The organism is Haloterrigena sp. H1 (genome assembly GCF_005938085.1).
Taxonomy (GTDB): Archaea; Halobacteriota; Halobacteria; order Halobacteriales; family Natrialbaceae; genus Natrinema.
This window is the reverse complement of sequence record NZ_SMZK01000001.1, coordinates 2,114,496-2,136,517: the sequence shown is the minus strand read 5'-3', so window position 1 is coordinate 2,136,517 and position 22,022 is coordinate 2,114,496. Positions and strand designations below refer to the sequence as shown.

Below are 22,022 nucleotides of genomic sequence, written 5' to 3'. Positions count from 1 at the left end.
CTGGAAAGGTCTGCTGGGCTCAGAGCCACTCATCAACAGTCTTGAGGCTGTCATAATCACCAGTATTCGTAAAGCATCCACAGATGAGACGAAATTAAGAGAAATCTCTGTATGACTGTGAAGATGGTCTGCTAGGCTCGTAAACTGGCGTCTTCTCGGTTATCGATGTCAATCTTATTTTTTGCTGTCCGCTTTGTTTACAGCTGTGCGCCCTTTGTCCGTGATCTCATACAGACCTCGAGTTACCTGTTCCACATAGCCTAATCGAGCGAGTCTTACAAGCACAGTATTCACATCCCCTTTGTCCAATCCCGTTTCCTCACGAATCAGATATGGATTCGCCCGACCGTCGATCATCACATCAAGTACAGATCGATCTCGGTCGTCCAACTCAACCATATCAAATGTTTGTATACCCATGACTATCAGCGTGATCGTTTCACGCATACATAGAACTTTCTATAAACTTACTGCGTAAGTGCTATGTAGTTCAAGATTGTAGAGTAGAGCCTGTCATAGAAAGCGTCACGTACGAAGCGGCAGGGTGCGCGAAGTGTGTCCAACACCAGCACAGCCCTGCAAGACGTAGCTTCGGTAGACGACTTCTTGAATGTCGCGGCTACCGAGACGGTACCGCTGTTCGACCATCTTGAGTTCGAGTTTCTACTGGAATACGACGTGTTCGCCCCCTCGAAGCGGGGGCGAACACGAGTTCACGAGCCACCTGATCTCTTTCGCGGCTTTTTGCACTGCTACTACGAGGATGTCTACGGCACGCGTCCGGTTACACGAGAACTTCAGAACGGCCTTGTCTGGTACTACTGCGGACTCGACAAACCGCCATCCAGAGATACGGTTGATCGCTTTCTCACCGACCTCGAACACGTTATTGACGATGTCTTCGACAGACTCGTCCAGCAGGCCGCTGCCCGCGGCCTGCTCGACTCCACGTACTCCATCGATTCGACCCACGTTGAAGCGATCCAACACAACGACGCTGCCTCGTGGAATTATGATCCAACAGCTGAAGAATACTACTACGGCTTCGGCTGTACGATCGTTTCAACCGGTTCAAAGATCCCGATAGCAGCGGAGTTCACACAGGCCAAACAAGCGGATCAGGAGACGGCGATGCGCGTCACACGTGACGCGCTCGCCGTCGATACACCGGTCTGGATGCTGGGAGACAGCGCCTACGACATCCTCGATTGGCACGACCACCTGCTGGCCGCAGGGGTCGTGCCAATCGCTCCATACAATCCGCGAAACACTGACGACCCGATAGACATCGAGTACAGGGTCGAAGACCGAATCGAGGAACACAGCGAGGACGTGCAGCTGAAACAGTCCATCTTGGAGGAGACGTACAACAACCGGACAGGAGTCGAACGAACCAACGACGCAGTCAAGGACTGCGGCCTCGGGCACGTCCGCGCCCGAGGCCGCGTCCACGCACGGACAGAAGTGTTCCTTGCGCTGTGTCTCCGACTCGTCGTGGCGATCACCAACTACGAGCGAGGAAACAATCCGGGCTGTGAGAAGCTATGAGATGGATTCTATGACAGGCTCGAGTAGGTTGAAGCACGGGATACGGTCAGATGAAACGTCTGTGCCGGCGGCGCTCCACCGCCGCCGACCGTGCCTTGAGACAAGGCAATGTCAACTACGACTACCTCAAACGAAACGATTTCGGATGCACAGCAGGACAACATCGTCCTCGAGCAATCAGGAAGCTACTACGGTTACCTCGGGAAAGACAGCGAAGGCTTCCATCATCACGTTGATGAGGCCACGAACACTGTCTATGTGACGCCAGACCGCGCTGAGAGCTTTCTTCCCGAGAATGCGGGAGTGTACTGGTTTCGTGTCCGCGGCGAAGCCGATCATATCGAAGAACTCGAGCGAGACGAAGACCGCGACAGATGGATCGCGTACGTTGACTCGGTCAGAGGCCGGACAGACCGCCCGGCCCACCTCGATGTCACAGAGATCTTCGCCGCGATGCACGAGGGTGATCTGCGATGACCGATGAGAAGCGAGTCACCATTACACTCGAGCTCGAGCATCCGATTACACCGGGCGATCTCGAGTACGCCTATTGCGAACTTCTCGAGCAGGCTAAGGAGGGTCGATAATGGACGAACTCTCCCTTCAGTGGACGCCCGTGCATGGCCCAATGCGAAAGTTCGTCTTCGAGCCACAACCCGAAGGCGAGTATGCGTGGGCGCGCATCGAGTTCGAACTATGCGAATCCCAGTGGCGAGAAGTCGGTATCGAGTATCTCGAGGAACTTTCGTTTGCCCGTGACGACGGAGAGGGGACTTCACTACCCTACGATCGTACTCATTTCGAAGAGGGTGACGCTGATGCGTAGTCTCTCAGAATACGGTGAGATCACCATCGAGACACTCGCAGAAGCGATCGAAGATCTCTATGAGCAGAACAAACGGCTCACCGAGCGTGTCGGTACGCTCGAGGGTGATCTCGAACAGACCCAAGACAAACTCGAGGGCCTCGAAACTGAGAAAGTAAACCTCCAAGAGACGAACGAACACCTTCGTGATCGTCTCGATGACTGTGAGCAAGCGACCACTCGACTTGACGCACTCACAGATGCTGCGCGTAAGCGATCAGGAGCGAACAAACAGCGTATTGAGGAACTCCAAGCCCGCGAACTCGAAAAGGGTGCTCACCTCCTCACGGAGACCGTCGATCATCACGAAATCGATGTCGATGGAGACCGTCTCGAGCGGATCGCCAAAGACGACGGCCACACCTACTACCGGCTTCCTCAATCGGAAGACCCACTTGAGCGTGGTAGTAGCGTTACACTCGCACACGGAGACTTGCTGCCGATCCAGCAACTCGCACAGATGGACGAGGAAATGCGTCGTTCGACGGCGAATTCTCTTCCGACACAGCTCGCCGCAAAGCTGTGGAAAGCACGTACTGACTCGAGCGTTGGCGACAACCCATGGGAATTCGGCTGCAAGGATATCGCAGAGTACGTCAAAGCGAGTGATCTGAAACACTGGATTCGCCGCCAAGAGCCAGGGACAAGCGAGACGTACGCAAAGAAGCTTGTCTCTCGGATGATTGACGCCGTACTCGATCTGTCGAATCATCGGGTCGCGGTTCGCAAACGAACAGAGCGAAAGAACGGTCTCGAGTACACCGAACGGCGGTTGATACTCTCCACCGATGCAGCGATCCCCGGTGAGATATCTGGCTCGAATGAGCTGGAACAGGCTCCGGAGACAGCTGGCGTCCACAGCCACCCATAGACATCCGGTAGAACACACCCTCGAGAGAGGCTCAATCTCTCAGCACACACCACCTCACATCACGCAGACGGTTTGTTGGTAGGTTGGTTAGCTATGGGTGGATCTCTCGAGCGGTATTCGGCGGTCACTTCCGAATACGGCCTTGAGCATCGATCCTGGAGACGACAGCCGTCCACGGGCTATATCGAACATCGCCCTTTATACCGCTCATAGTTGTTGGTCCTTGTTGATCCCACGGCAGTTTGCTATCGATACATTCAAAATATAAATAATAGAACACTAACCAGTGGTTGATATCGAACTGGACCTTGGGGATGACGTGATTCTGGTTGAGGACCATGACCGGCAGCAGCTCATAGCCACAAAGAGCGGGAATTTCTGGCGTATACTCGAGGGACCGATTGATGAATCGAAACGACTCGCAAATCGCACGACTGTGGATACGCCCACACAGGCCCTTGTCGACACGTTACCGTGGCTTGCTGAAGACGAATAAAGAGAAATGGGACCGGGCGGCCACCCAAGTGAATATGAGACTCTTCTAGCGACAGCTGGTATCCTCGGATGAACTACTCGCGGCTCGAAGACAGCGAGATATTCCTCCTGTACTCGCGACGCCGTTCGTTCTTAAGTCCGAGTATTCAAACGCCCACATTCAGAGCATTCCCTGATGATGGAATGCCTTGTTGAACGCAAGACGGCATCGGGGTGGGGTTGCTGATCTACAATTTCACGGCGTTAGAGACGACTTTTCGACCTCAGAAGATGCAGTAGCTGTCAGTCACAGCAATTGCTGATGAGTCAAAACTATGGTACCTTGCTCCGTTGTTCCGGTGACGACGGCGATGCCTCTCCCGGATACGTCCGGAAAAGGGGAGCAGGCGGCGAGCCCTAACTCGCCGCCTGCGTTAGGTTATGCACGATGCACTTGCGAGTTAGCTCCCGGAACTGGCCGTGCCAGCTCCGGGAGCGGAGCTTCTCGCCGTCGTCTTGCTTCAACTGCGAGAAGCCGGTTTCACTCATCCAGCGCTGGTTGTAGTCATCGTTCATTCGTGCGTTGTGGGCCTTCTGCAACGGTGTCTGCTCCCTGTGCTTGATCAACGGTCGCGTTGACTCGGAGCGACACTCCTCACGGAGGTCGCTCCACGAGTAGTTCGCGTCAGCAGACAACACACGCAGGTCTTCCGCGTTCCGGCGGAAGACCTGCATCCCGATGTGGCCGTCCCAGGCCTTCTGCGTCGTAAAATGAACGTCCTTGATCGCCAGTGAGTTCACGTCGATCAAGATCGTTGTCTTCATCGACTGGAATGAGTAGTTCGCTCGGTCGCGGTAGTGGTGACTGGTTTGATCGCGCTGGAAGCCACTTGCATCAATCGCAGCTTCACCACTCCAGCCCGCCTGCTCCGCGCTTCGGCGGAGCAGGCGGCGGAGTTCACGCATCCGATACTCGTCTTCCCACCGGCAGAACGAACTGTAGTGCGGTGCCTCGTCGAGATCGAATACAGCAAGAACACCTGGCATCTCGTTGAGGTAGTCTTCAGTTTCACGGAGACTCTTCTCCAGTTCGACGCGGAACAGAATTAACGCGATCTGTGTCCACTTGGCGTACCCGTCCGCGCCGTCCGGCGCGGCGGGTACGTCCGGATCGTCGACGTGCTGTTTGGCAAGGTCTCGACACATTCGCGCTAGCCGTCTGAGCGATGCCATATCGCCAGACGGCGTCCATTTCCCGGTTAATCTGACGGAAGATCACCGTGAGAGCGTCTGAGACTGTCGTCATTCGGCGGCAAAACAAGGCATGATGGAAGGCGGACCGCAACAATCTCCGGAAACGCAAGGAGGACTGGAGCAGCGCAAGGAGAACCACATTCAGACGGCTGATCACGGGCAGGTGGTGAAATACGTGGCGAGAACATTGGCAGTTCCATTCTTCCATCGGCCTATGATCCCAATATTTATTTAGTGAATTCAGATATCCAACATAAATATATGATCCAATCTGAAACCGGAATAGGTAAAATAAAACCCGACACAACAAACCAATAGTGTCACAGAGCCGATTGAGTTTCGTACGGTCAGTACTACTCGGCCTGAGCGCCATGTCGCTTATTTTTGTATCTTATTCTGCAGTAACTATTGGGCCTGCCGAAGGATATGAAATTTCGATTTATAGTGCATATCCACTGGCTTTCTGGTTGTTCATTCTTACTGTAATTACCTGTGGGGCTATTTCAGTAGTTATTGGGTTCTATCTTGGGGAAGAAAAGCGAGTCAGTGGCTATCCAGGTATTATAATGTTTGCCAGCGCAAACACAATTCTCCTTGCGCTACCGCTTTTTCGAGGATACCCCGTATACGGAAAAGGTGATATTCTGAGCCACCTTGGTGATATACGAATAATTGTCAACCAATCATACATACCTAATGGTGATTTTTACCCGCTGATGCACATATTTTACTCTGAACTCGCATCTGTAACTGGGGTTACACCAGGTAGGATATCATCAGTAGGTTCAATCGTATTCTATATAGGATTCTTGCTATCAGTATTCATTGTTTCCCGACGACTGATTGGAAGACGTTCTTCAGTCATGGTCGTCCTTTTCATGACACCATTCATGCATACTTACCACCACGTGGCGAATCAACCGGCTTTCCTGGCTTTCTTTTTATTTCCTTTCCTACTGTTCACTTTTATCAAAAGTAGGGCTGACTTGTTTTTCCTCTTTTACTTGGCGATCGCCTTCCTACACCCACTCTCAGCGCTATTTTCTATTCTGTTCGTTAATATTATGTTTGTATTCTATTGGCTTTTCCCAGAGGACAAAAAGGAGGCGCAGAACGGCAGAGCGTGGTGGAATTCACAGTCATTCGTGAATTTCAGCGCAGTTTCTATTTTGACCATTTATTCCTGGTATTTTTCCTTTGAGGCAATACAGCGTCGATTCATATCACTAATTATGTCATGGGCATCCTCGGGGGAGACCTCGACAAGCAGCGCTGGTACCCAAGGAGGGCGACCGGGAGGTTTCTTCTCAAATGCGATTTCAATAATAACCTCAAAAATAACCGAAGCTGATTTTACTAATGTCCAATTAGCCGATCTCATCTTCTCTCGAATGGGACAGATGTTCGCTTATTACTCTATATTCGGCCTGGCCATTTGCTGGCTCTTATATCAAGTAGGCCTCAAGAGAGCTCGACCACCTCGTAGTGTTTTGGTTTTCACAGGTCTCGCGGTTACAGCAGCAATTTTCGGTGGTGTTATTCTCGTTTTGCCATGGCCAATCACTGGTTTGACACGGAATCTAAAATGGACGACGCTATTTGTCACAATAGCCCTCCCTTTTATGTTAAATCATATATCTAATAGGTCTGGCTTAGAGGCGCACAGGGTCATCCAAAGCATAGTAGTCGTTACTGTTATTTCGGCAGCAATTGTAGGCGCCTTTAATGTTCATCCATCTCCAAACATCTATAAGTCAAATCCACAGGTCACTGAAGCACAAATTGACGGCAGTGGATGGTATCTCGATTACCGATCAGAGGACCAAATCGCCCTTTATAGCCATGCTCCCCTAGACCGCCTGATGCATTACCATTCAGATCCAATTCACTACCAGAATATCAAGTCACAGATACCGCCACACTTTGGCTATAGCTCAAGATCACAAGATATCCGTGGGGTGTCTAACCAAACAGTGTCTTTACATACTACTCCAGTTGACCGTCAGTTCCCCCTAATGTTTCCTCCTAATGTCCGACAAAATATAGCGCAATACAACGAGAAGGACTTCAATCAACTTCGATCCGACCCGGCTGTAAATAGTGTTTACACAAATGGTGGATATGAGATTTGGTATGTATCCTGAAAAAGAGAAAAATGGTTGCCTGGTTACAATCATACTGTCATATAGTATCTTCGTTGAGTTTGTAGGTACGCTCTTCTGTAGGTGATTGTTGATACTGCTGTTGCTGTGGAGTCGAAGAGGACAGGAGTACCTCGTCAGCGGACTGGATACGAATGATTCCGCTGGATGTGTCTGGATCGGGAATCGGTCGCAACGAACCTGTTCCAGCAGGTTCGCTGGCGTAACGATGTTTGTCCCTGCTGCTGTTCTGACCGTCCGGTCAGAAATAGCAGTTACGGGCATTTTCAGCGAGTGGCTGTTTTCGATCTATACGTTCACCGGTTTAACACGAATCTCCGGCAGCTACAGTGTGTGATTGACGTGACCTACCGGCGCATAGAGCACTTCATCCAAGCGCTTAATGCGCCCTCTGTCAATCTCGTTGGTCCGGTTAAAATCGACGAAGTGTAAGCTCTGCTGGGAAGAAAGACTGCGAGCACATCTAATCGTGCTCGCGTGGCCTGTCCACGCGCGACCGTGGTTTATACTACGGTGACAAACCACCCGTGCTCATTCTCGCAGATCGAGTGACTGGACAGCAATACGTGATCCCAGCGAAAGCCGCTGACGAATCGACGATTCGGCTCCTGCTGGCCGACTGCCAGCAGGAGTCGCTCACTGTCTATACTGACGGCTTTCGAGCGTATGAATTGCTGGATGAGGACGACACATTCGACCGCGAATACGTCGTCCATGGCGATGGAGAATACACTGGACGACGTTCACACCACCACTTGCGAGAGTGATCTCCAAGGACAAGTTGACACAGTACCAGAGCGTTTCAGCTTCGTGGATAATACCGAAAATCAGGGCGAAACACACTCAAACGTGCTGTCCAAGCGACACTCTGAAATCAACAACGGCTACGCAGTAGCGTTGTATATAATTGATTATACTATATTAAAATAAGATAATTCAATACGAAAGTGTAAGCTATTATGGGCTCAAAATCGTGTTGACTGCTTCAATAATTTCGTCCGAGTCACTACAGACCTTGTCTGAACAGCGCCTCCAAGAACAACTCGCTACCGCCATCAAACCGACTGCTGAGGCTTAGCTGACTCGATAGAAATTCTGCTACCCCATGAGAGCGTGAAACAAGATATGGAGCGCAAGAGACCAATCGGTCTTTCGTGCCTTCGAGCACGTTTAGCAGACTGGTCCGAGTGCGTAGGAAGCGGAGTCTTGGGCGTCACAGCCCGACTGCCGCGGCAAGCGGCAGTCGGGAAAGCCCGAATAGGTGAATCTCTGTTTCACGCACCGGCGTCCCGGAGTGAGAATCCATGTACCTTGGAATTGACATCCACAAGCCGTATGCACAAGTGGCAGTGATGGATGAGGCTGGTGAGATCGTCGAAGAGGTTCGCGTCGAGAACGCGAACCTCGACGAACTCGCGCAGCACTATGCTGGAGCCAAAGCTGCAATCGAAGCAATTAACAACCACTACCACATCTACGATACTCTGTCAGAGTATTTGGATGTCACAGCTACTCATCCTACCAAGCTGACGCTGATCGCTAACACGGACAAGAAGACTGATCGCGTCGATGCAAAGGAATTGGCACGGATGGTTCGCTTGGATTCAGTGCCGGAGAGTTATGTTCCAACTGATGAGATCAGAGAAACCCGCGCACTCGTGCGCGGGCGACAGAAGTTAGTTCAGAACCGCACTGAGTTTGCCAATAAGATCCACGGATTACTGTCTGATCACGGAATTACTCGTCAGGTCAAACCGCTGAGTGTGTCGGGGCGAGAGTCCCTGCGGGAACTCTCGCTCCCGACGCCATGGAACGAATTGCTAACGTCGTATCTTGCAGTGTTGAACGCAAGACAGCGCCACCATAGGGATTTTGACATTCACTTTTCCACCGGTAGCTACGCTCTATCGGTAGGTTCTGAGATCGGACGATTCGATTTCAGCCGACTTGTGCAGTGATTAAAACATCAGTTTCACAAGATGCTGCACGAAGTGTGAGATGGACGATGGCGATGCCTCTCTCGAATACGTCCGGAGAAGAGGAGCAGGCGGCGAGCCTTAACTCGCCGCCTGCGCGAGGTTATGGACGATGCACTTCCGTGTGAGCTCCCGGAACTGGCCATGCCAGCTCCGGGAGCGGATCTCGTCGCCGTCGTCCTTCAGCATCGCAAATACGGTCTCACTCATTGACCGTTGATTGTAGACTTCGTCGTCAATTCTGGCGTTGTGAGCCTTCTTGAGTGCGTTTTGCTCACAGTGTTTAATCACTGGTCGCGTTGACGCTTCACGACAGGCCTCCCGGAGATTGCTCCATGAGTACATCTTGTCAGCCAGAAGTGCCTGCAGGTCTTCGGCGTTGCGCCGAAAGACCTGCAGCCCAATGTGGCCGTCATAGGCTTTCTTCGTGGTGAAATGAGCGTCCATAATAGCAAGAGACTCCGTATCGACGAGCAGCGTTGTTTTCATCGCATTGAACGAGTAGCCGACACGATTTCGGTAGTGCGAACTAGCCTGATCTCGCTGGAAGCCGCTGGCATCGATCGAAGCAGTACCCGAGAGCCCCGCCTGCTCCGCTGATCGGCGGAGCAGGCGGCGCAACTCTTTCATCGGGAATTCTCCGTCCCATACGCTGAAAGACGTGTAATCAGGTGATTTCTCAAGGCCGAACACAGCAAGGATTCCCGGCATCTCGTTCAGATAGTCCTCGAACTGCCGGAGCGGCTTGTTGACTTCCTCTTTGAGCAGGAGCAACGCGATCTTCGTGGATTTGTCGTACCCGTCGTCGCCGTCGGCGACGGCGGGTACGTCTGGCTCTTCTACGTGGGTCGTGGCAAACTCGTGAAACGTCTGTGCGAGGTTCCTGAGACGTCCCATATCGCCAGGCGGCGTCCAAATCCCCTGAAATCAGCGATACAATCCGCAGAGGGCGTCGGCGTTCAACGGAGCATCGTATCTTGCGATGATCGAGACTCTCACCGAGGAGATAGAACGGCTCGAAGCTGCGATTGAAGAGCGCGCTGGGTCTCTGCCAGAGACCCAGCTGCTGATGACGATTCCCGGCGTGAGCTACTACTCAGCGCTGATGATCTATGCGGAGGTAGGCGAGATAGAGCGATTTGATCGGGACAAAGAAGTAGTGAGTTACGCTGGATTGAATCCGGTGATCCGCGAGTCAGGCGACTCGCGGATCGAGGGTGGGATCTCGAAGCGCGGCTCACGGCAGTTACGATGGATCCTCGTCCAGTGTGCGCGGACAGCCGTCCATACATGTCAAGACGAGTATCTAAGTCGATTCTATGATCGGCTAGCAGGAAAGAAAGGATCACAGAAAGCGATTGTCGCAACCGCTCGCAAGTTGCTGGTGTCAATTTATCACATGTTCAACCGAGAGGAGGTGTATGACCCACCAGGTGTAAGTGCCTGACCGGCGGCGGTCAGTGGCCGGGTCGCGGACCGCATCAACCACAACTACCGCACACGATGTCTCCCGCTTGCGGCTGGTTAAAAATGGCATCGGCCTCCGGTCTGGCGGTTTTCTCGCTTCCTGGATCGCCCAGCTCGGCGGTCCAAAATATTATGCCGTCAACGGTGGTTTGTTCAGGTAACAGAATTCCCATAGGTAAAGACCAATGCGGTCTCCGTTCTCACTCCACAAAATCAAAGTCGATTAGTCGCTCCGACCGCCGGAGAGGTCGATTTCTGCCATAGATCCAGAAAATCATCTTGATTCATTTTTATAACTAAGTGTCGCGTGAGTAGACTATTCCAGATATTAGTCACTCCAGCGTCAGAAGTTCGCAGAATTGATCCTGAACCGGTTGCTTTCGGTAATTCTCACCAATAGTTTCAACAGCACTTTCGTGAAAATCACCCAACTGATTTGCTTTTAACATATCAATGATAGCATCCGCTAGTGTCTCCGGATTCCGATCAGTGATCAACCGACCATTCTCCTCGTCGGCAACAAGATCAGGTATTCCACCAACGGATGTGGCAAGGACGGGAGTCCCGCAAGCCATGCTCTCGACAAGTACTGTTGGGAGTCCTTCGGAGATAGATGGAAGGATAAAAAGACTGAGTTGATTATAGAAGGCAGGAGTTTCGTCATGATCAAGCCACCCGTGGTAGGTCACAAAATCTAGATCAAGGTCAAGTTCTGTTGCCAATGGCCCATTGCCACCGAGTTCTAATTCAATAGACTCATCAGTCCGATTATTTACTATTTTCATGGCTTCAACTATCTGGTCGACACCTTTTGAATGAGTCATATGTCCAAGGAATCCTACTTTACAAGACCGCTGATGGTATGGAACTTTAACATTGAAAGAATCGTCTATATGAAAGTGACCAATAGAAATTTTTTCGCGGTAGCGTTCGAGACCAAAGTGTTCAATACACCCCTCTGCGGGGACAATGATGCGGTGAACCAACAAATCGGGCAAGTGTTCTGCAAGGAATTGTTCATACAATGGCCCCTGACTCTTTGGCCCACCATGGAAGCGGACAACAGGCTTTCCTAATAACCGACCGGCGGCTGCTGGACCAAAATACCCCATGAATAGGACGACCCGATCATATTCATCTCGGCGGTATATCAACAATATAAAGAGTAAAAATTGGACGTAGATGAAGTTAAGGCCTTTTCGGATGGCCGTGTTACGGTTTTTTATAGGACTTTCTATCTGTGTGAATGAGTGTTCATCATTAAAGCTTGCTGGTCGTTGAGCAGCAACTAGGTGTATGGATTGAGCAATTGGTTCAATTACCTCTAAAAACTTATCATTTTTAACAGAGCCTGACTTTAGTTGATTAAGGTTAGCAACTAGTAGGACATCCCCAATATCAGCTGATACAGTGTTCTGGTCTTCGGTCACGTCAGGTCACATTATTGGATTGGAATATACTATTCTGTTGATTGCGGAAATATATGGTAGGAAGGTACTGATGGGATGAAAGCCTGCTAAGTCCCCACGCATGGATGAAAGACCGGGGTGGCAAAGGCTGACAACTAGACAGCGCGTCTTGTAGCATTATTTAGTAACACTTACCATTGTAGGCCCGCTATGGAAACAGGAGAACTACCATGAATATTGGGATTTTTTCATCAGACTTCGTGTCAAAGCCACCATTTGAACAGAGGAGATCATCAACTTGGGGAGGTGTCGCTGAAGTCGTCTATAATCTTTCGTTGTCTCTAAATGAAAAGGGGCATGAAGTAAATATATTCACTAATACTTCATCAAAAATAGATGTGGGAAAACAATCTTTTGAACAAATAACGGTTCATCGGTACAAGTCTACTATTGAAATTGGAGGAACTCCGGTTTCTATTCCAATGCTATATAGGCCATTAGATACTGAATTAGATATTGCACACGTCCACCTCGGCTTTCCTTCGAACGTAATTTCTGGCTTGCTCTATGCCACTTATCATGATTGCCCTTTAGTATTAACAGGGCATGGAGAAATACAACTCAATGGAGATGATAGAATTCGTGACAAACTGATATCAGTCTTTAAGAAATTTTTAGACTATATCGTAATGAGAACGGATGCTAATACTGCCGTTTCGAAGGGAATGATTGAAATGGTTGACTATTTTAATACTGATGGGGAATATGTAGATGTCATACCAAATGGCATTGACCTATCGGATGAATGTGACCATTCGCAAGAGGAAGCAAAAAAAAAGCTAGGTCATGAGCCCACTGAACCACTGATCTTGTTTCTTGGAACTCTTGTCGATCGTAAACGCCCGGACTTACTTATTCGTGCCCTCGCCAGGCTCACAGATCACTATCCAAAAGCAACATGTATCATAGCCGGTCAAGGGCGTAAGCGGTCGGAATTAGAAGACCTCGCTAAGTCAAAGAATTTGAATGAAAAAGTATATTTCCCAGGCTTTATTCCAGAGAACAAGAAGAGAATCTATTATAAGGCTGCAGATGTGTTCTGTTTACCATCTGCCCATGAATCGTTTGGCCTTGTGCTTCTGGAAGCACAACTTCAGGGAACACCTGTTGTTGTGAGTGATCTACCATGCTTTCAAGAAATAGTTAATGATGGACAAGACGGATATATCTCTTCTCGCAATCCGGAAGCTATAGCGAAGAGTATTGGTCAGATTCTTTCTGATAGTGAGCTAAAAGCAGAAATGAGTAAGCAGGCGTCGGAAAACGCAAAAAAGTATTCCTGGAGCACGATCGCCGATCAATATATAGAATTGTATACAAAGACGTTAAATAACTATTAGAGTTGAAAATGAAGGTAACATTTGTAACTACAGCATCACCATCGGCACATGTTGATTTTGAAAATGGAGACCTAAGTGGTACGGAGTCCCAGATATATGGGGTTGCTAAAGAATTAAATAAAAGGGGCCATATAGTAGATATTATCCGCTGGTCAGAAAGGGAATATAATATCACCAACATAGATGGAATAAAAATTCATGATATAAAGAGTCTGAAATTCCCTGATGGGTTTGTAGGTGGTATCGGGACAAAGATGTTTTTTTCAGCTCGTGTCCGGGATTATCTCCACGATATACAGCCAGATGTAGTGAATATCATTATGAAGTACTCGTCATACTTCACCTGTAAAAATCCCTTCCCTACAGTACATTTTGCCTTTAATAATCCAGTACGAGCTACACCAGGGACAAGTTTGTATTCGAAAATGCTCACGGGTTATATAGAAAAAAGAATTGCGCATAATTCAGACATTCTTGTTGTTCGGAACAACTCAGTTAAGTCATATTGGGAAGAGAAGGTTCCGACGACAGACTTGATGCAGATACCAACTGGTATTGACATAAATCGGTACCAAAATTTTGGCGATGAGTCATATATTCTGTATGGCGGTAGATTGTCAAAGGAGAAAGGGGTAAGGTATCTGGTGGAAGCGTATGCCAAACTTCCACCAAGCACCAGGTCGTCATACCCATTAATGATCGTCGGCGAGGGTCCTGAAGAACCTCAGATAAGATCATTAATCAAGGATTTAGGTATCGAAGATGAGGTACAGCTACGATCTTGGTTACCAAAATCTGAATTCCATGATCTGCTTGCAAGATGTTCTGTCTATATCTTACCATCTCTCCATGAGGGGATGCCAGTCGCTTTACTAGAAGCGATGGGTTCCAGTAAACCAATTATTGCAAGCGATATACCTGGTGTTAATAATGTTGTCAAAGATGGTGAGACTGGTTATCTTTTCTCATCAGAGGATATCACCCAATTGAGATTTAAATTACAGGAACTTTTAGAAAAGCCTGGAAAACGGCGGTCTATGGGAGCGACTGCTGAAACAGTTGTCCATGATCAACACTCCTTCCAGAAAGTGACTGATAAATATTTAAGGGCGTATCGACAGGCGATCAAATCTAATGAAAAATAGCTTTGCTCTTCGGAAGCAGATTGTTGGTCGGGCAGAGCTGCCGTTGTGGAAGCGTAGCGGGCAAGGGTGATTCGTCAGCATCACCCGGCTATATTCCCAGTTGAAGTGTTTTGCTCGGAGGCAAGCGCCGCGAATCTGCTAGAGCAGGTTCGCTGGCGCGATGGCTTCCAGTATCCGCGCTGCCGGTCTGAATCAGTGATCAAACACGGCAGCTACCGAGAGTATCAGCGGTATCTCTGTAAGGATTGCGACCGCACATTCAACGACAAGACCGACTAGATCTTCGCGCACGCGAATATCGGCCTTGACAAGCTTGCTCTGTTGACTCGATGGAAATCCTGCTATCCCATGAGAGCGTGAAACAAGTATGGGACGCAAGAGGCCGAGCGCTGTTCCGTGCTCTGAAGCACGTGCTGTTGACTGGCCCGAGTGCGTAGGAAGCCGAGTCCTGGGCATTACAGCCCGACTGCCGCCGGGAGCGGCAGTCGGGAAAGCCCGTATAGGTGAATCTCTGTTTCACGCACCACCGTCCCGAGGTGAACCCAATGTTCATCGGAATCGACGTACACAAGCGGTACTCACAAATCGCAGTATTGGACCAAAACGGTGAGATCGTCGAAGAGGTTCGCGTCGAAAACGCGAACCTCGACGACTTTGCCCAGCAGTACGCTGGGTCAAAAGCCGCGCTTGAAGCGATCATGCCTTGTTTTGCCGCCGAATGACGACAGTCTCAGACGCTCTCACGGTGATCTTCCGTCAGATTAACCGGGAAATGGACGCCGTCTGGCGATATGGCATCGCTCAGACGGCTAGCGCGAATGTGTCGAGACCTTGCCAAACAGCACGTTGACGATCCGGACGTACCCGCCGCGCCGGAAGGCGCGGACGGGTACGCCAAGTGGACACAGATCGCGTTGATTCTGTTCCGCGTCGAACTGGAGAAGAGCCTCCGTGAAACTGAAGACTACCTCAACGAGATGCCAGCTGTTCTTGCTGTATTTGATCTCGACGAGGCACCGCACTACAGTTCGCTGTCCCGATGGGAACAACAGTATCGAATGCGTGAACTCCGCCGCCTGCTCCGCGCTTCGGCGGAGCAGGCGGGCTGGAGTGGCGAAGCCGCGATTGACGCGAGTGGCTTCCAGCGCGATCAAACCAGCCATCATTACCGTGACCGGGCAGGCTTCTCGTATCGGTCGCTGAAGACGACGATCTTGATCGACGTAAACTCGCTAGCAATCAAGGACGTTCATTTTACGACGCAGAAGGCGTGGGATGGTCACATTGGGATGCAGGTCTTCCGCCGGAACGCGGAAGACCTGCGTGTGTTGTCTGCTGACGCAAACTACTCGTGGAGCGACCTCCGCGAGGAGTGTCGCTCCAACTCAACTCGACCGTTGATCAAGCACAGGGAACAGACACCGTTACAGAAGGCTCACAACGCCCGGATGAACGAGGACTACAACCAGCGCTGGATGGGTGAAACCGGCTTCTCGCAGTTGAAGCAAGACGACGGCGAGAAGCTCCGCTCCCGGAGCTGGCACGAGTCAGGTGTTCGGAATGTGCATCAGCGAGCGATGAGCGTCAATTTGCTACACTGATGGGTGAAGTGAAAAATTAGAGCTGCCTGTTCAAGTTAGCGCTCGAAGATCGGCATCGTTCATTCCTGGCGTGATTTGATCGAAAATAGAATGGCTAAGCAGAGATATCTCTCATGAGTCGGCGTTCCGCCGCCGCGGAACGCCTACGTCACAGGTACCTCCTTGCGGACGATATTCAGGAATGTCCGCGCAGGCACGCGTGGTTTCAGTCGCTGGTCAATGTCGAGGCTGACCTGCACCAGCAGGTCAACGAGCAACCACATATCGTAGAGAATAACCGCAAAGCCGAAGTAAAACACTCGAACGGCGGTGTTTCGAGAAGTCGTCCACGCGAGGAAGTCTTTGATCGACTTGTAGCTGTTCTCTATTCCCCATCGGCGGGCGTACCGCCGCATCACGCGGCGGGTACGCCCCCGCGCCTTCTTTGTCGCGTCACTTACCGAGAAGTTCGTCACGAACGTCACCGTTGCACCTTCCTTCCGATCTGAGGGAACCCCAACCAGCGTCGGGGTGACCGTTACACTGCCACCCACGATGGTTCCTTCCATCTCGTGGTTCTGTTTGACGCCGACGTCGTGGTCCATGTCCTGTACAAACCGCTTGACTGGGTCATCCGAGGATTTTCGGATGAGATAGAAGAGCCCCGCCTCTTCGACCGCGTGGATCACGCCGACGCCGTCGAATTCGGCGTCGGCGTGGACCGTCCCGATTGAAACATGATCACTCGCGATTTCGAGCAGTTGCTCAACGAGAACTCGCCGAGGGATGTAGCCGCGTAGCGGCCGCATCCCGAGCGTGAACTTCACTTCTTCGCCAACGATCGAGACGGTCGCCATTTTGTAGCACCACGAGTACGATTTGCTCGGTGGTGCACCTGTACTCATCTGGAACTCGTCACGATCACCGTAGTAGGCGATATAGGTGATATCGATCGCCACCATCCGTTCTATAGTAGACATTAGAAATAATTGCTCATATCAGGTATAGAGAGTTGATCAAGAGCCGTATCAATCGCTGCCGTGAGTTCAGAAAGTGAGTCAAAGAACCGGTTGCTAAGCGCTGATTGGAGCTGTCTCCAGCACTCTTCAACCGGGTTTAGCTCTGGTGAGTACGCCGGCAATGTTACGAAGGCAAGGTCGTCACGGGCCGCTAGGTCCGTGACGGCCGACGCCCGAAAATACGGTGCACCATCCAGGACAATAATTAGATCCTCTTCGAACTCTTTGCATAATGCCAGAATGAAATGTTTTGCGTGATCGGCGGTAACGTACTCTTCAAATCGAGAGAAAAAGCGATCACCGTCCTCGGTGATCGCGCCTAACAGACACGTCCAGTCACGTCGTCCAGATAACTCGACGGACGGCCGCGTACCGCGGGGAAACCACGCGGCACGCGGCTCAACTTGGACGGATTTCTTGGTTTGATCGATGCAGACTACTGTGGCGTCCATTTCCTGCCGCTTTTTTTGAGCTCCTCACGGAACGTTTCTTGCTCATCAGCATCAGACTCAGCGGCTGTACGGCGAGGTTTTTGATAGCTCAATCCCGCTTCTTTGAGCAACCGCCGACAGCTCGGGATTGAGTAGTCGACATCGTACGCCTCATCAAGATACTGCTGGACGAGCGCCGGCGTCCACGCCGGCGCATCAACCCCAACATTCTCTGGTGATTCGTGGACAGCTTCTTCGAATTCTTTTTGCTCTTTTTCTGAGAGCTTTCGTTTTCTCCCAGAGCGATGAGCATCAGTAACGGCTTGCTCAAGCGACTCGTCGGTGTCGAGTCGCTTGAGCCAGCTATAGATTGTCCGTCGCTGAACGTCGTACCACTCGGCTAGTTCAGTCTGCGTGACGCCGTTCTTGTATGCTATTGCTGCTAAGAGCCGTTCTGTCGGCTTCTTCCCCTCCACGTTGTCAAGGGCATCTTGCAATTCCTCGACAGAGATCTCGTCGAGATGGTCCACTGTGTTTAGCAACACAGCCTGAGTAGAAAGTTCTAACGGATACTATAGCTTAGCGACAGACTGAGACGGTGATCACGTCGAAATTGCGTCGAGTCTGACCGCGATCATACCGAGATAGCTGCTGTTTCAGCAAACCAGCCGGTTCTTGGTCATGTCTCCCGTCTAAGGTGGCGCACTCGCAGTCGTGAGTGCGCCGCCGTTCCAGAGCCGTCGCTGATCAGTCCGGGCGATCCAGCCCGTTTCGTCAGGCGAGTTCTCTACCAGAACTCGCCTGACTCTACCTGTTCACGTAACCTCGGACGGTGTGGATTTGGATCTCGTGACGACCACAGCAACAACGAATCGAGATCCGGTAGCTCATACCCCAGATCCAGCATCAGGTACAACTGGATCAGATGCGCGTGCCGTTCGACAGCGTGTGAACATCGTCGTCGAGGAAGCCGCGTCGACGACGCCTCGGCGTCGTCGGCGCAGTCTCGCTGGTTTGCGTCCAGCTTTTGGAGTTCGTCGACGATAACCCGGCTCATCAGCAACGAGAGTGCTGCCATGATGATCAGCGCCTCAATGATGTAAGCGTCGGTTGTGTTGATCTCGTCCAAACTAAACCGTGATTTGAGTTCTTTGAACAGCAGTTCGATCTCCCAGCGCGCCCGATAGAGCTGTGCGATATCGGGCGCGCGGTAGTCGTCTCTGTCGAGATTCGTCAGGTACAGATGATACTCGCCGCTGTCATCGTTGCGAACGCCGACTAATCGGAAGGCTCGGGTCGCGCTGGCGCCCGACCCTCGTTTGCGGTCGAACGAGAGCGTGATTTGTACGTCGATTTCCTGTCGCTGCAGGTCGTCGAGGACGGCCTGCAGCGACTGGCCTTCTAGCGGAATGCTGTTCCCGCGCCACGTACGGAGTTCTTCGACGATCTCGAAGTCCGCGTTTTCTTTGACGCGAGAGACGAACCATCCGTCATTTTCGTCAATGCGGTCGAACAGCCAGAAATCGTAGTAGCCGAGATCGAACAGAATGAGGGCGCCAGCTACCCACTCGCCGGTGGGTAGCTGGCTCCGTTCGTGGGTGCTCGCGTTGGTTGTCTGGAATCGTGTCGGAAGCCCCGTTGAGAGCGATTCGGTGAGATGGAGTTTCGTCCCAGCTCGGTCGTCATCGAGTGCGTAGACATCTTTGGCATCTTGATAAAGCGAGATGATCGTAGCGTCAACGATGAGGACGTCTCGAAATCGTTCGAGACGTCCGGTCAGCTCGGTTTGGCCCGTGTCGAGATTCTCGATGGCGTCATCGAGAATCTCTCGAAGGAGTGCGACAAACCCCGGTTTGAACCACCCGTGAAACGTCGCATACGAGAGGTCGTCACAGTCAGCCATCTCGACGTAGCGTTCAAGAAACGCCTGGATGGATCGATCAGATCCGGCTGCGAAGCCGAGTGAAAGCGTGTAAAACAGGGCGACGACGTCGAGTTTCCGCTCTCGCTGGATGAGATTCGTTGCGCGAGCACGCTCGCGCAACTCATCGGATGGAAACGCTCTTTGAATGCGGTTCACAACTACTGAATCCGGTAGGGTGTACACATTCTCTACCGGATTCTCACGTTTCTAGTTACTAACTATTCTAGCTTGGTGTCTCTGGATTCCCCGATCTGCTAAACTAGAACGGATGCGATCGCCACATCGACGTGGCGATCGATCGAATAGTATTGCTCAGCAGCCCACATCATTGTTCCAATCGCTCCGTTGACCATCGAGGCGATCTCCATCGCCTCGAGTTGCTTGATGTAGTGGAGATGCGTATCACCGTCAGGACCGCCGTTTTCGCGGGTTGTTTCCTCGTCGAAGATCCGGCTTCCTTGGTTGGCAGCAGTCCCGGTCAATCCGAGGTAGCTCTGGAGATCGAGGAACGCGGTATGACGATACCGCGTTCCGTCGTCCGGTCGATCGAGGTCAATCGCCGGAAACACGATCTGACAGAGAGCCTCCGTGACGTCCTTTGCTTTGCCTGTGACGTAGCGCTGTTCCGAGCGGTTGGAAAGGTCGCTCTTGTCCTCAGGGTGAAGCGCGCGCAGTCCAAGCGGGTTGCCCATCTCGTGGGCAACCGCGAGGATACATTCAGCAGACATTCGGATGAAGGCTTGAAGCCGGTTCGGGAACCGGTCGCGCCAGGCGCGACCGAGTGTGGTCCGACCCGGTGCGGTTTTGTCCCCAGCGAACTGGTCGGGATCAAAGCCGAGCGTGCTGGCACGCTCGGCAGTCGCGAGGTAGTCGTGGAGTTCTGTCATCGTGAAGCCGGCGAGCTCCTTGCAATAGAACGCCCGTACCATCGGCTCGTAGCCGTAGCGAGCGTTCCATTCGGTTTTCCCAGCTTCGTAGACTGCAGTCTCACTGAAGTCAAACCCACGGACCACGGTCAGGAGGTCCGTGTCTTTGTGAATCAATTCCTCGGCCTGTTGTTCGAGTCTGCTGATCGCAGACTCGAACTCGGATGTCGTTTGAGACATCCCTTTACAGTCGGTAAGCAATCGGAGTCAGTCACCCGTCTCGTGCACAGAATCTGTCGTTCGGGACTCCTGACTCGACCGGATTCTGCTCACGGATTGCCTCTAACGCTGCGCAGATACTCTCTTTCGTCGTTCGTTTCCGGAAGATGAGCGTACTCTTGCCGAGTAATGCATAGAAGCCAAGCGTTTTCCAGGGGACTGCGACCAGTGGTTTGTCGATTTCCACGGTTCGATCGTACGACCACAGTCGCTGGGAATTCTCGAACGGTTGTGGCCACGAAGCGTCGAAGAAGCCGAGAACGAGTGGTTCATCACCATTGTCTTTCGTGAGCGCCTCTCCCAGGCGCTCACGAAAATCCTCCTCAGCATCCGGTGATTGTCGCGGGTCCATCGGTCGTGGTTTTGCGTACTGCATTCCATCAGCACGGAGAATTCGAGCAAGGTGGGATCGATCGTACGTCACGCCGTAGCGGTCCCAAAGAAGATCGTCGATCTCCTGTGGTGTCCACGGTTGACCGTCTTCGAGGAGTGTAAAGAACTCGTCAAACTGTTCAGAGGAGAGCTTCGCGGGGCGGCCGCCCGCGAAGCTCGGTCGAAGTCCATCGACTCCACCTTCGTTCCAGGCTTTGAGCCAGCGTCCGCCGGTTGGTTGGGACGCACCGACACGTCGTGCAGCCATTTTGTCAGTGTCGCCAAGAGAGACGTTTTTGATGAAGCAGAGTCGTCGGACGAGACGGGTCTCGTCCGCCTTCTGGGCTTCATTGATTGCTTCATCAAGCTGTTTTTCCGACAGATGCTTCACCATTTCAGTCCGACGAGCTGTCTTCATCAGAGTCTATACGCGCCCTGCAGATTCAAACATAGCGCCGACCACTCCGGCCAGTTCCGGGAGCTAACTCGCAAGTGCATCGTGCATAACCTAACGCAGGCGGCGAGTTAGGGCTCGCCGCCTGCTCCCCTTTTCCTGACGTATCCCGGAGAGGCATCGCCGTCGTCACCGGAACAACGGAGCAAGGTACCATAGTTTTGACTCATCAGCAATCGCTGTGACTGACAGCTACTGCATCTTCTGAGGTCGAAAAGTCGTCTCTAACGCCGTAAAATTGTAGATCAGCAACTCCACCCCGATGCCGTCTTGCGTTCAACAAGGCAAGAATAGCCTTAGCGGATGAGGTTTGACAGAACAGTAGTAGCAGTGCAGAAAGCCGCGAAAGAGGTCTGGTGGCTGGTGAACTCGTGTTCGCCCCCGCTTCGAGGGGGCGAACACGTCGTATTCCAGCAGAAACTCGAACTCAAGGTGCTCGAACCGCGGTACTGTCTCGGTAGCCGCGACATTCAAGAAGTCGTCTACCGAAGCTATGTCTTGCAGGGTTGCGCTTGTGTTGGACACA

At 51.7% G+C, this 22,022-nt stretch carries 16 protein-coding genes and 8 pseudogenes; 14 read left to right on the top strand and 10 right to left on the bottom strand.

Features of this window, described 5'->3' with window-relative positions:
* Positions 1-174: 174 nt before the first annotated feature.
* On the bottom strand, positions 175-447 hold the full coding sequence (locus E2L06_RS10680; RefSeq protein ID WP_249361419.1) for a winged helix-turn-helix domain-containing protein: 273 nt from the start codon (positions 445-447) through the stop codon (positions 175-177).
* A 108-nt stretch (positions 448-555) separates the two neighbouring features.
* Here E2L06_RS10680 and E2L06_RS10675 point away from each other — a divergent pair, with 108 nt between their 5' ends.
* From E2L06_RS10675 to E2L06_RS10655, 5 genes are all read left to right on the top strand, one after another.
* Positions 556-1,548, top strand: coding sequence for a transposase (locus tag E2L06_RS10675; protein WP_138781197.1), 993 nt, complete (start codon positions 556-558; stop codon positions 1,546-1,548).
* 108 nt (positions 1,549-1,656) lie between these two features.
* Positions 1,657-2,025 (top strand): hypothetical protein, encoded by a 369-nt coding sequence (locus E2L06_RS10670; RefSeq protein WP_138781241.1) that lies wholly within the window; start codon positions 1,657-1,659, stop codon positions 2,023-2,025.
* Between the two features lie 109 nt (positions 2,026-2,134).
* Positions 2,135-2,374, top strand: a complete 240-nt coding sequence (locus tag E2L06_RS10665; protein WP_138781239.1) for a hypothetical protein — start codon at positions 2,135-2,137, stop codon at positions 2,372-2,374.
* Positions 2,367-3,284 (top strand): hypothetical protein, encoded by a 918-nt coding sequence (locus E2L06_RS10660; protein ID WP_138781237.1) that lies wholly within the window; start codon positions 2,367-2,369, stop codon positions 3,282-3,284. Before E2L06_RS10665 ends, E2L06_RS10660 begins: the two co-directional genes overlap by 8 nt.
* 286 nt (positions 3,285-3,570) lie before the next feature.
* Positions 3,571-3,780: a hypothetical protein gene (locus E2L06_RS10655; protein ID WP_138781235.1), complete on the top strand. Its 210-nt coding sequence runs from the start codon at positions 3,571-3,573 to the stop codon at positions 3,778-3,780.
* Positions 3,781-4,175: 395 nt separating this feature from the next.
* Here E2L06_RS10655 and E2L06_RS10650 read toward each other — a convergent pair whose 3' ends face one another.
* The gene (locus E2L06_RS10650) at positions 4,176-4,991 is read right to left on the bottom strand and encodes an IS5 family transposase (protein ID WP_138781233.1); all 816 of its coding nucleotides are present in this window, start codon (positions 4,989-4,991) and stop codon (positions 4,176-4,178) included.
* Between the two features lie 392 nt (positions 4,992-5,383).
* On the opposite strand from E2L06_RS10650, the gene E2L06_RS10645 reads away from it, so the two are divergent.
* From E2L06_RS10645 to E2L06_RS10635, 3 genes and pseudogenes are all read left to right on the top strand, one after another.
* Entirely contained in the window at positions 5,384-7,156 is a 1,773-nt protein-coding gene (locus E2L06_RS10645) for a hypothetical protein (protein WP_138781231.1), read from the top strand.
* Positions 7,157-7,308: 152 nt separating this feature from the next.
* Positions 7,309-7,992, top strand: a pseudogene (locus E2L06_RS10640) (transposase).
* Positions 7,993-8,478: 486 nt separating this feature from the next.
* A pseudogene (locus tag E2L06_RS10635) lies at positions 8,479-9,018 on the top strand (transposase); the annotation flags it as partial.
* A gap of 213 nt (positions 9,019-9,231) precedes the next feature.
* Here E2L06_RS10635 and E2L06_RS10630 read toward each other — a convergent pair.
* A complete protein-coding gene (locus tag E2L06_RS10630; protein ID WP_138781228.1) occupies positions 9,232-10,047 on the bottom strand; it encodes an IS5 family transposase in 816 nt (271 codons plus the stop codon).
* 73 nt (positions 10,048-10,120) lie between these two features.
* Between E2L06_RS10630 and E2L06_RS10625 the strand changes: the two are divergent.
* Positions 10,121-10,597: pseudogene (locus E2L06_RS10625) on the top strand (IS110 family transposase); the annotation flags it as partial.
* 352 nt (positions 10,598-10,949) lie between these two features.
* Here E2L06_RS10625 and E2L06_RS10620 read toward each other — a convergent pair.
* Positions 10,950-12,047: a glycosyltransferase family 4 protein gene (locus E2L06_RS10620; protein ID WP_138781226.1), complete on the bottom strand. Its 1,098-nt coding sequence runs from the start codon at positions 12,045-12,047 to the stop codon at positions 10,950-10,952.
* 209 nt (positions 12,048-12,256) lie between these two features.
* Here E2L06_RS10620 and E2L06_RS10615 point away from each other — a divergent pair, with 209 nt between their 5' ends.
* From E2L06_RS10615 to E2L06_RS10595, 5 genes and pseudogenes are all read left to right on the top strand, one after another.
* Entirely contained in the window at positions 12,257-13,426 is a 1,170-nt protein-coding gene (locus E2L06_RS10615; RefSeq protein ID WP_138781224.1) for a glycosyltransferase family 4 protein, read from the top strand.
* A gap of 8 nt (positions 13,427-13,434) precedes the next feature.
* Positions 13,435-14,571 (top strand): glycosyltransferase family 4 protein, encoded by a 1,137-nt coding sequence (locus E2L06_RS10610; protein ID WP_138781222.1) that lies wholly within the window; start codon positions 13,435-13,437, stop codon positions 14,569-14,571.
* A gap of 90 nt (positions 14,572-14,661) precedes the next feature.
* A pseudogene (locus E2L06_RS10605) lies at positions 14,662-14,847 on the top strand (transposase); the annotation flags it as partial.
* 269 nt (positions 14,848-15,116) lie between these two features.
* Positions 15,117-15,266, top strand: a pseudogene (locus E2L06_RS10600) (IS110 family transposase); the annotation flags it as partial.
* A gap of 96 nt (positions 15,267-15,362) precedes the next feature.
* Positions 15,363-16,172, top strand: a complete 810-nt coding sequence (locus E2L06_RS10595; protein WP_138781220.1) for an IS5 family transposase — start codon at positions 15,363-15,365, stop codon at positions 16,170-16,172.
* Positions 16,173-16,315: 143 nt separating this feature from the next.
* Here E2L06_RS10595 and E2L06_RS10590 read toward each other — a convergent pair.
* The 6 genes and pseudogenes from E2L06_RS10590 to E2L06_RS10565 form a co-directional block, all read right to left on the bottom strand.
* Positions 16,316-17,110, bottom strand: a pseudogene (locus tag E2L06_RS10590) (transposase); the annotation flags it as partial.
* Between the two features lie 20 nt (positions 17,111-17,130).
* Positions 17,131-18,131, bottom strand: a protein-coding gene (locus E2L06_RS10585; protein ID WP_138781218.1) for an IS630 family transposase whose coding sequence is annotated in 2 segments (ribosomal slippage) — positions 17,131-17,639 and positions 17,639-18,131 — 1,002 coding nt in all. Because the reading frame shifts where the segments join, the coding sequence is not laid out codon by codon here.
* A gap of 257 nt (positions 18,132-18,388) precedes the next feature.
* Positions 18,389-19,708 (bottom strand): IS4 family transposase, encoded by a 1,320-nt coding sequence (locus tag E2L06_RS10580; RefSeq protein WP_138781216.1) that lies wholly within the window; start codon positions 19,706-19,708, stop codon positions 18,389-18,391.
* Between the two features lie 89 nt (positions 19,709-19,797).
* A pseudogene (locus E2L06_RS10575) lies at positions 19,798-20,631 on the bottom strand (ISNCY family transposase); the annotation flags it as partial.
* A 31-nt stretch (positions 20,632-20,662) separates the two neighbouring features.
* Positions 20,663-21,460, bottom strand: coding sequence for an IS630 family transposase (locus E2L06_RS10570; RefSeq protein ID WP_138781214.1), 798 nt, complete (start codon positions 21,458-21,460; stop codon positions 20,663-20,665).
* 348 nt (positions 21,461-21,808) lie between these two features.
* Positions 21,809-22,021 (bottom strand): annotated as a pseudogene (locus E2L06_RS10565) (IS5/IS1182 family transposase); the annotation flags it as partial.
* Position 22,022 lies beyond the last annotated feature (1 nt).

Coding starts and splice junctions, on each gene's coding strand:
- E2L06_RS10680 (WP_249361419.1), bottom strand. CDS start 447: ATGCGTGAAACGATCACGCTGATAGTCATGGGTATACAAACATTTGAT.
- E2L06_RS10670 (WP_138781241.1), top strand. CDS start 1,657: ATGTCAACTACGACTACCTCAAACGAAACGATTTCGGATGCACAGCAG.
- E2L06_RS10665 (WP_138781239.1), top strand. CDS start 2,135: ATGGACGAACTCTCCCTTCAGTGGACGCCCGTGCATGGCCCAATGCGA.
- E2L06_RS10660 (WP_138781237.1), top strand. CDS start 2,367: ATGCGTAGTCTCTCAGAATACGGTGAGATCACCATCGAGACACTCGCA.
- E2L06_RS10650 (WP_138781233.1), bottom strand. CDS start 4,991: ATGGCATCGCTCAGACGGCTAGCGCGAATGTGTCGAGACCTTGCCAAA.
- E2L06_RS10645 (WP_138781231.1), top strand. CDS start 5,384: ATGTCGCTTATTTTTGTATCTTATTCTGCAGTAACTATTGGGCCTGCC.
- E2L06_RS10630 (WP_138781228.1), bottom strand. CDS start 10,047: ATGGGACGTCTCAGGAACCTCGCACAGACGTTTCACGAGTTTGCCACG.
- E2L06_RS10615 (WP_138781224.1), top strand. CDS start 12,257: ATGAATATTGGGATTTTTTCATCAGACTTCGTGTCAAAGCCACCATTT.
- E2L06_RS10610 (WP_138781222.1), top strand. CDS start 13,435: ATGAAGGTAACATTTGTAACTACAGCATCACCATCGGCACATGTTGAT.
- E2L06_RS10595 (WP_138781220.1), top strand. CDS start 15,363: ATGGCATCGCTCAGACGGCTAGCGCGAATGTGTCGAGACCTTGCCAAA.
- E2L06_RS10570 (WP_138781214.1), bottom strand. CDS start 21,460: ATGAAGACAGCTCGTCGGACTGAAATGGTGAAGCATCTGTCGGAAAAA.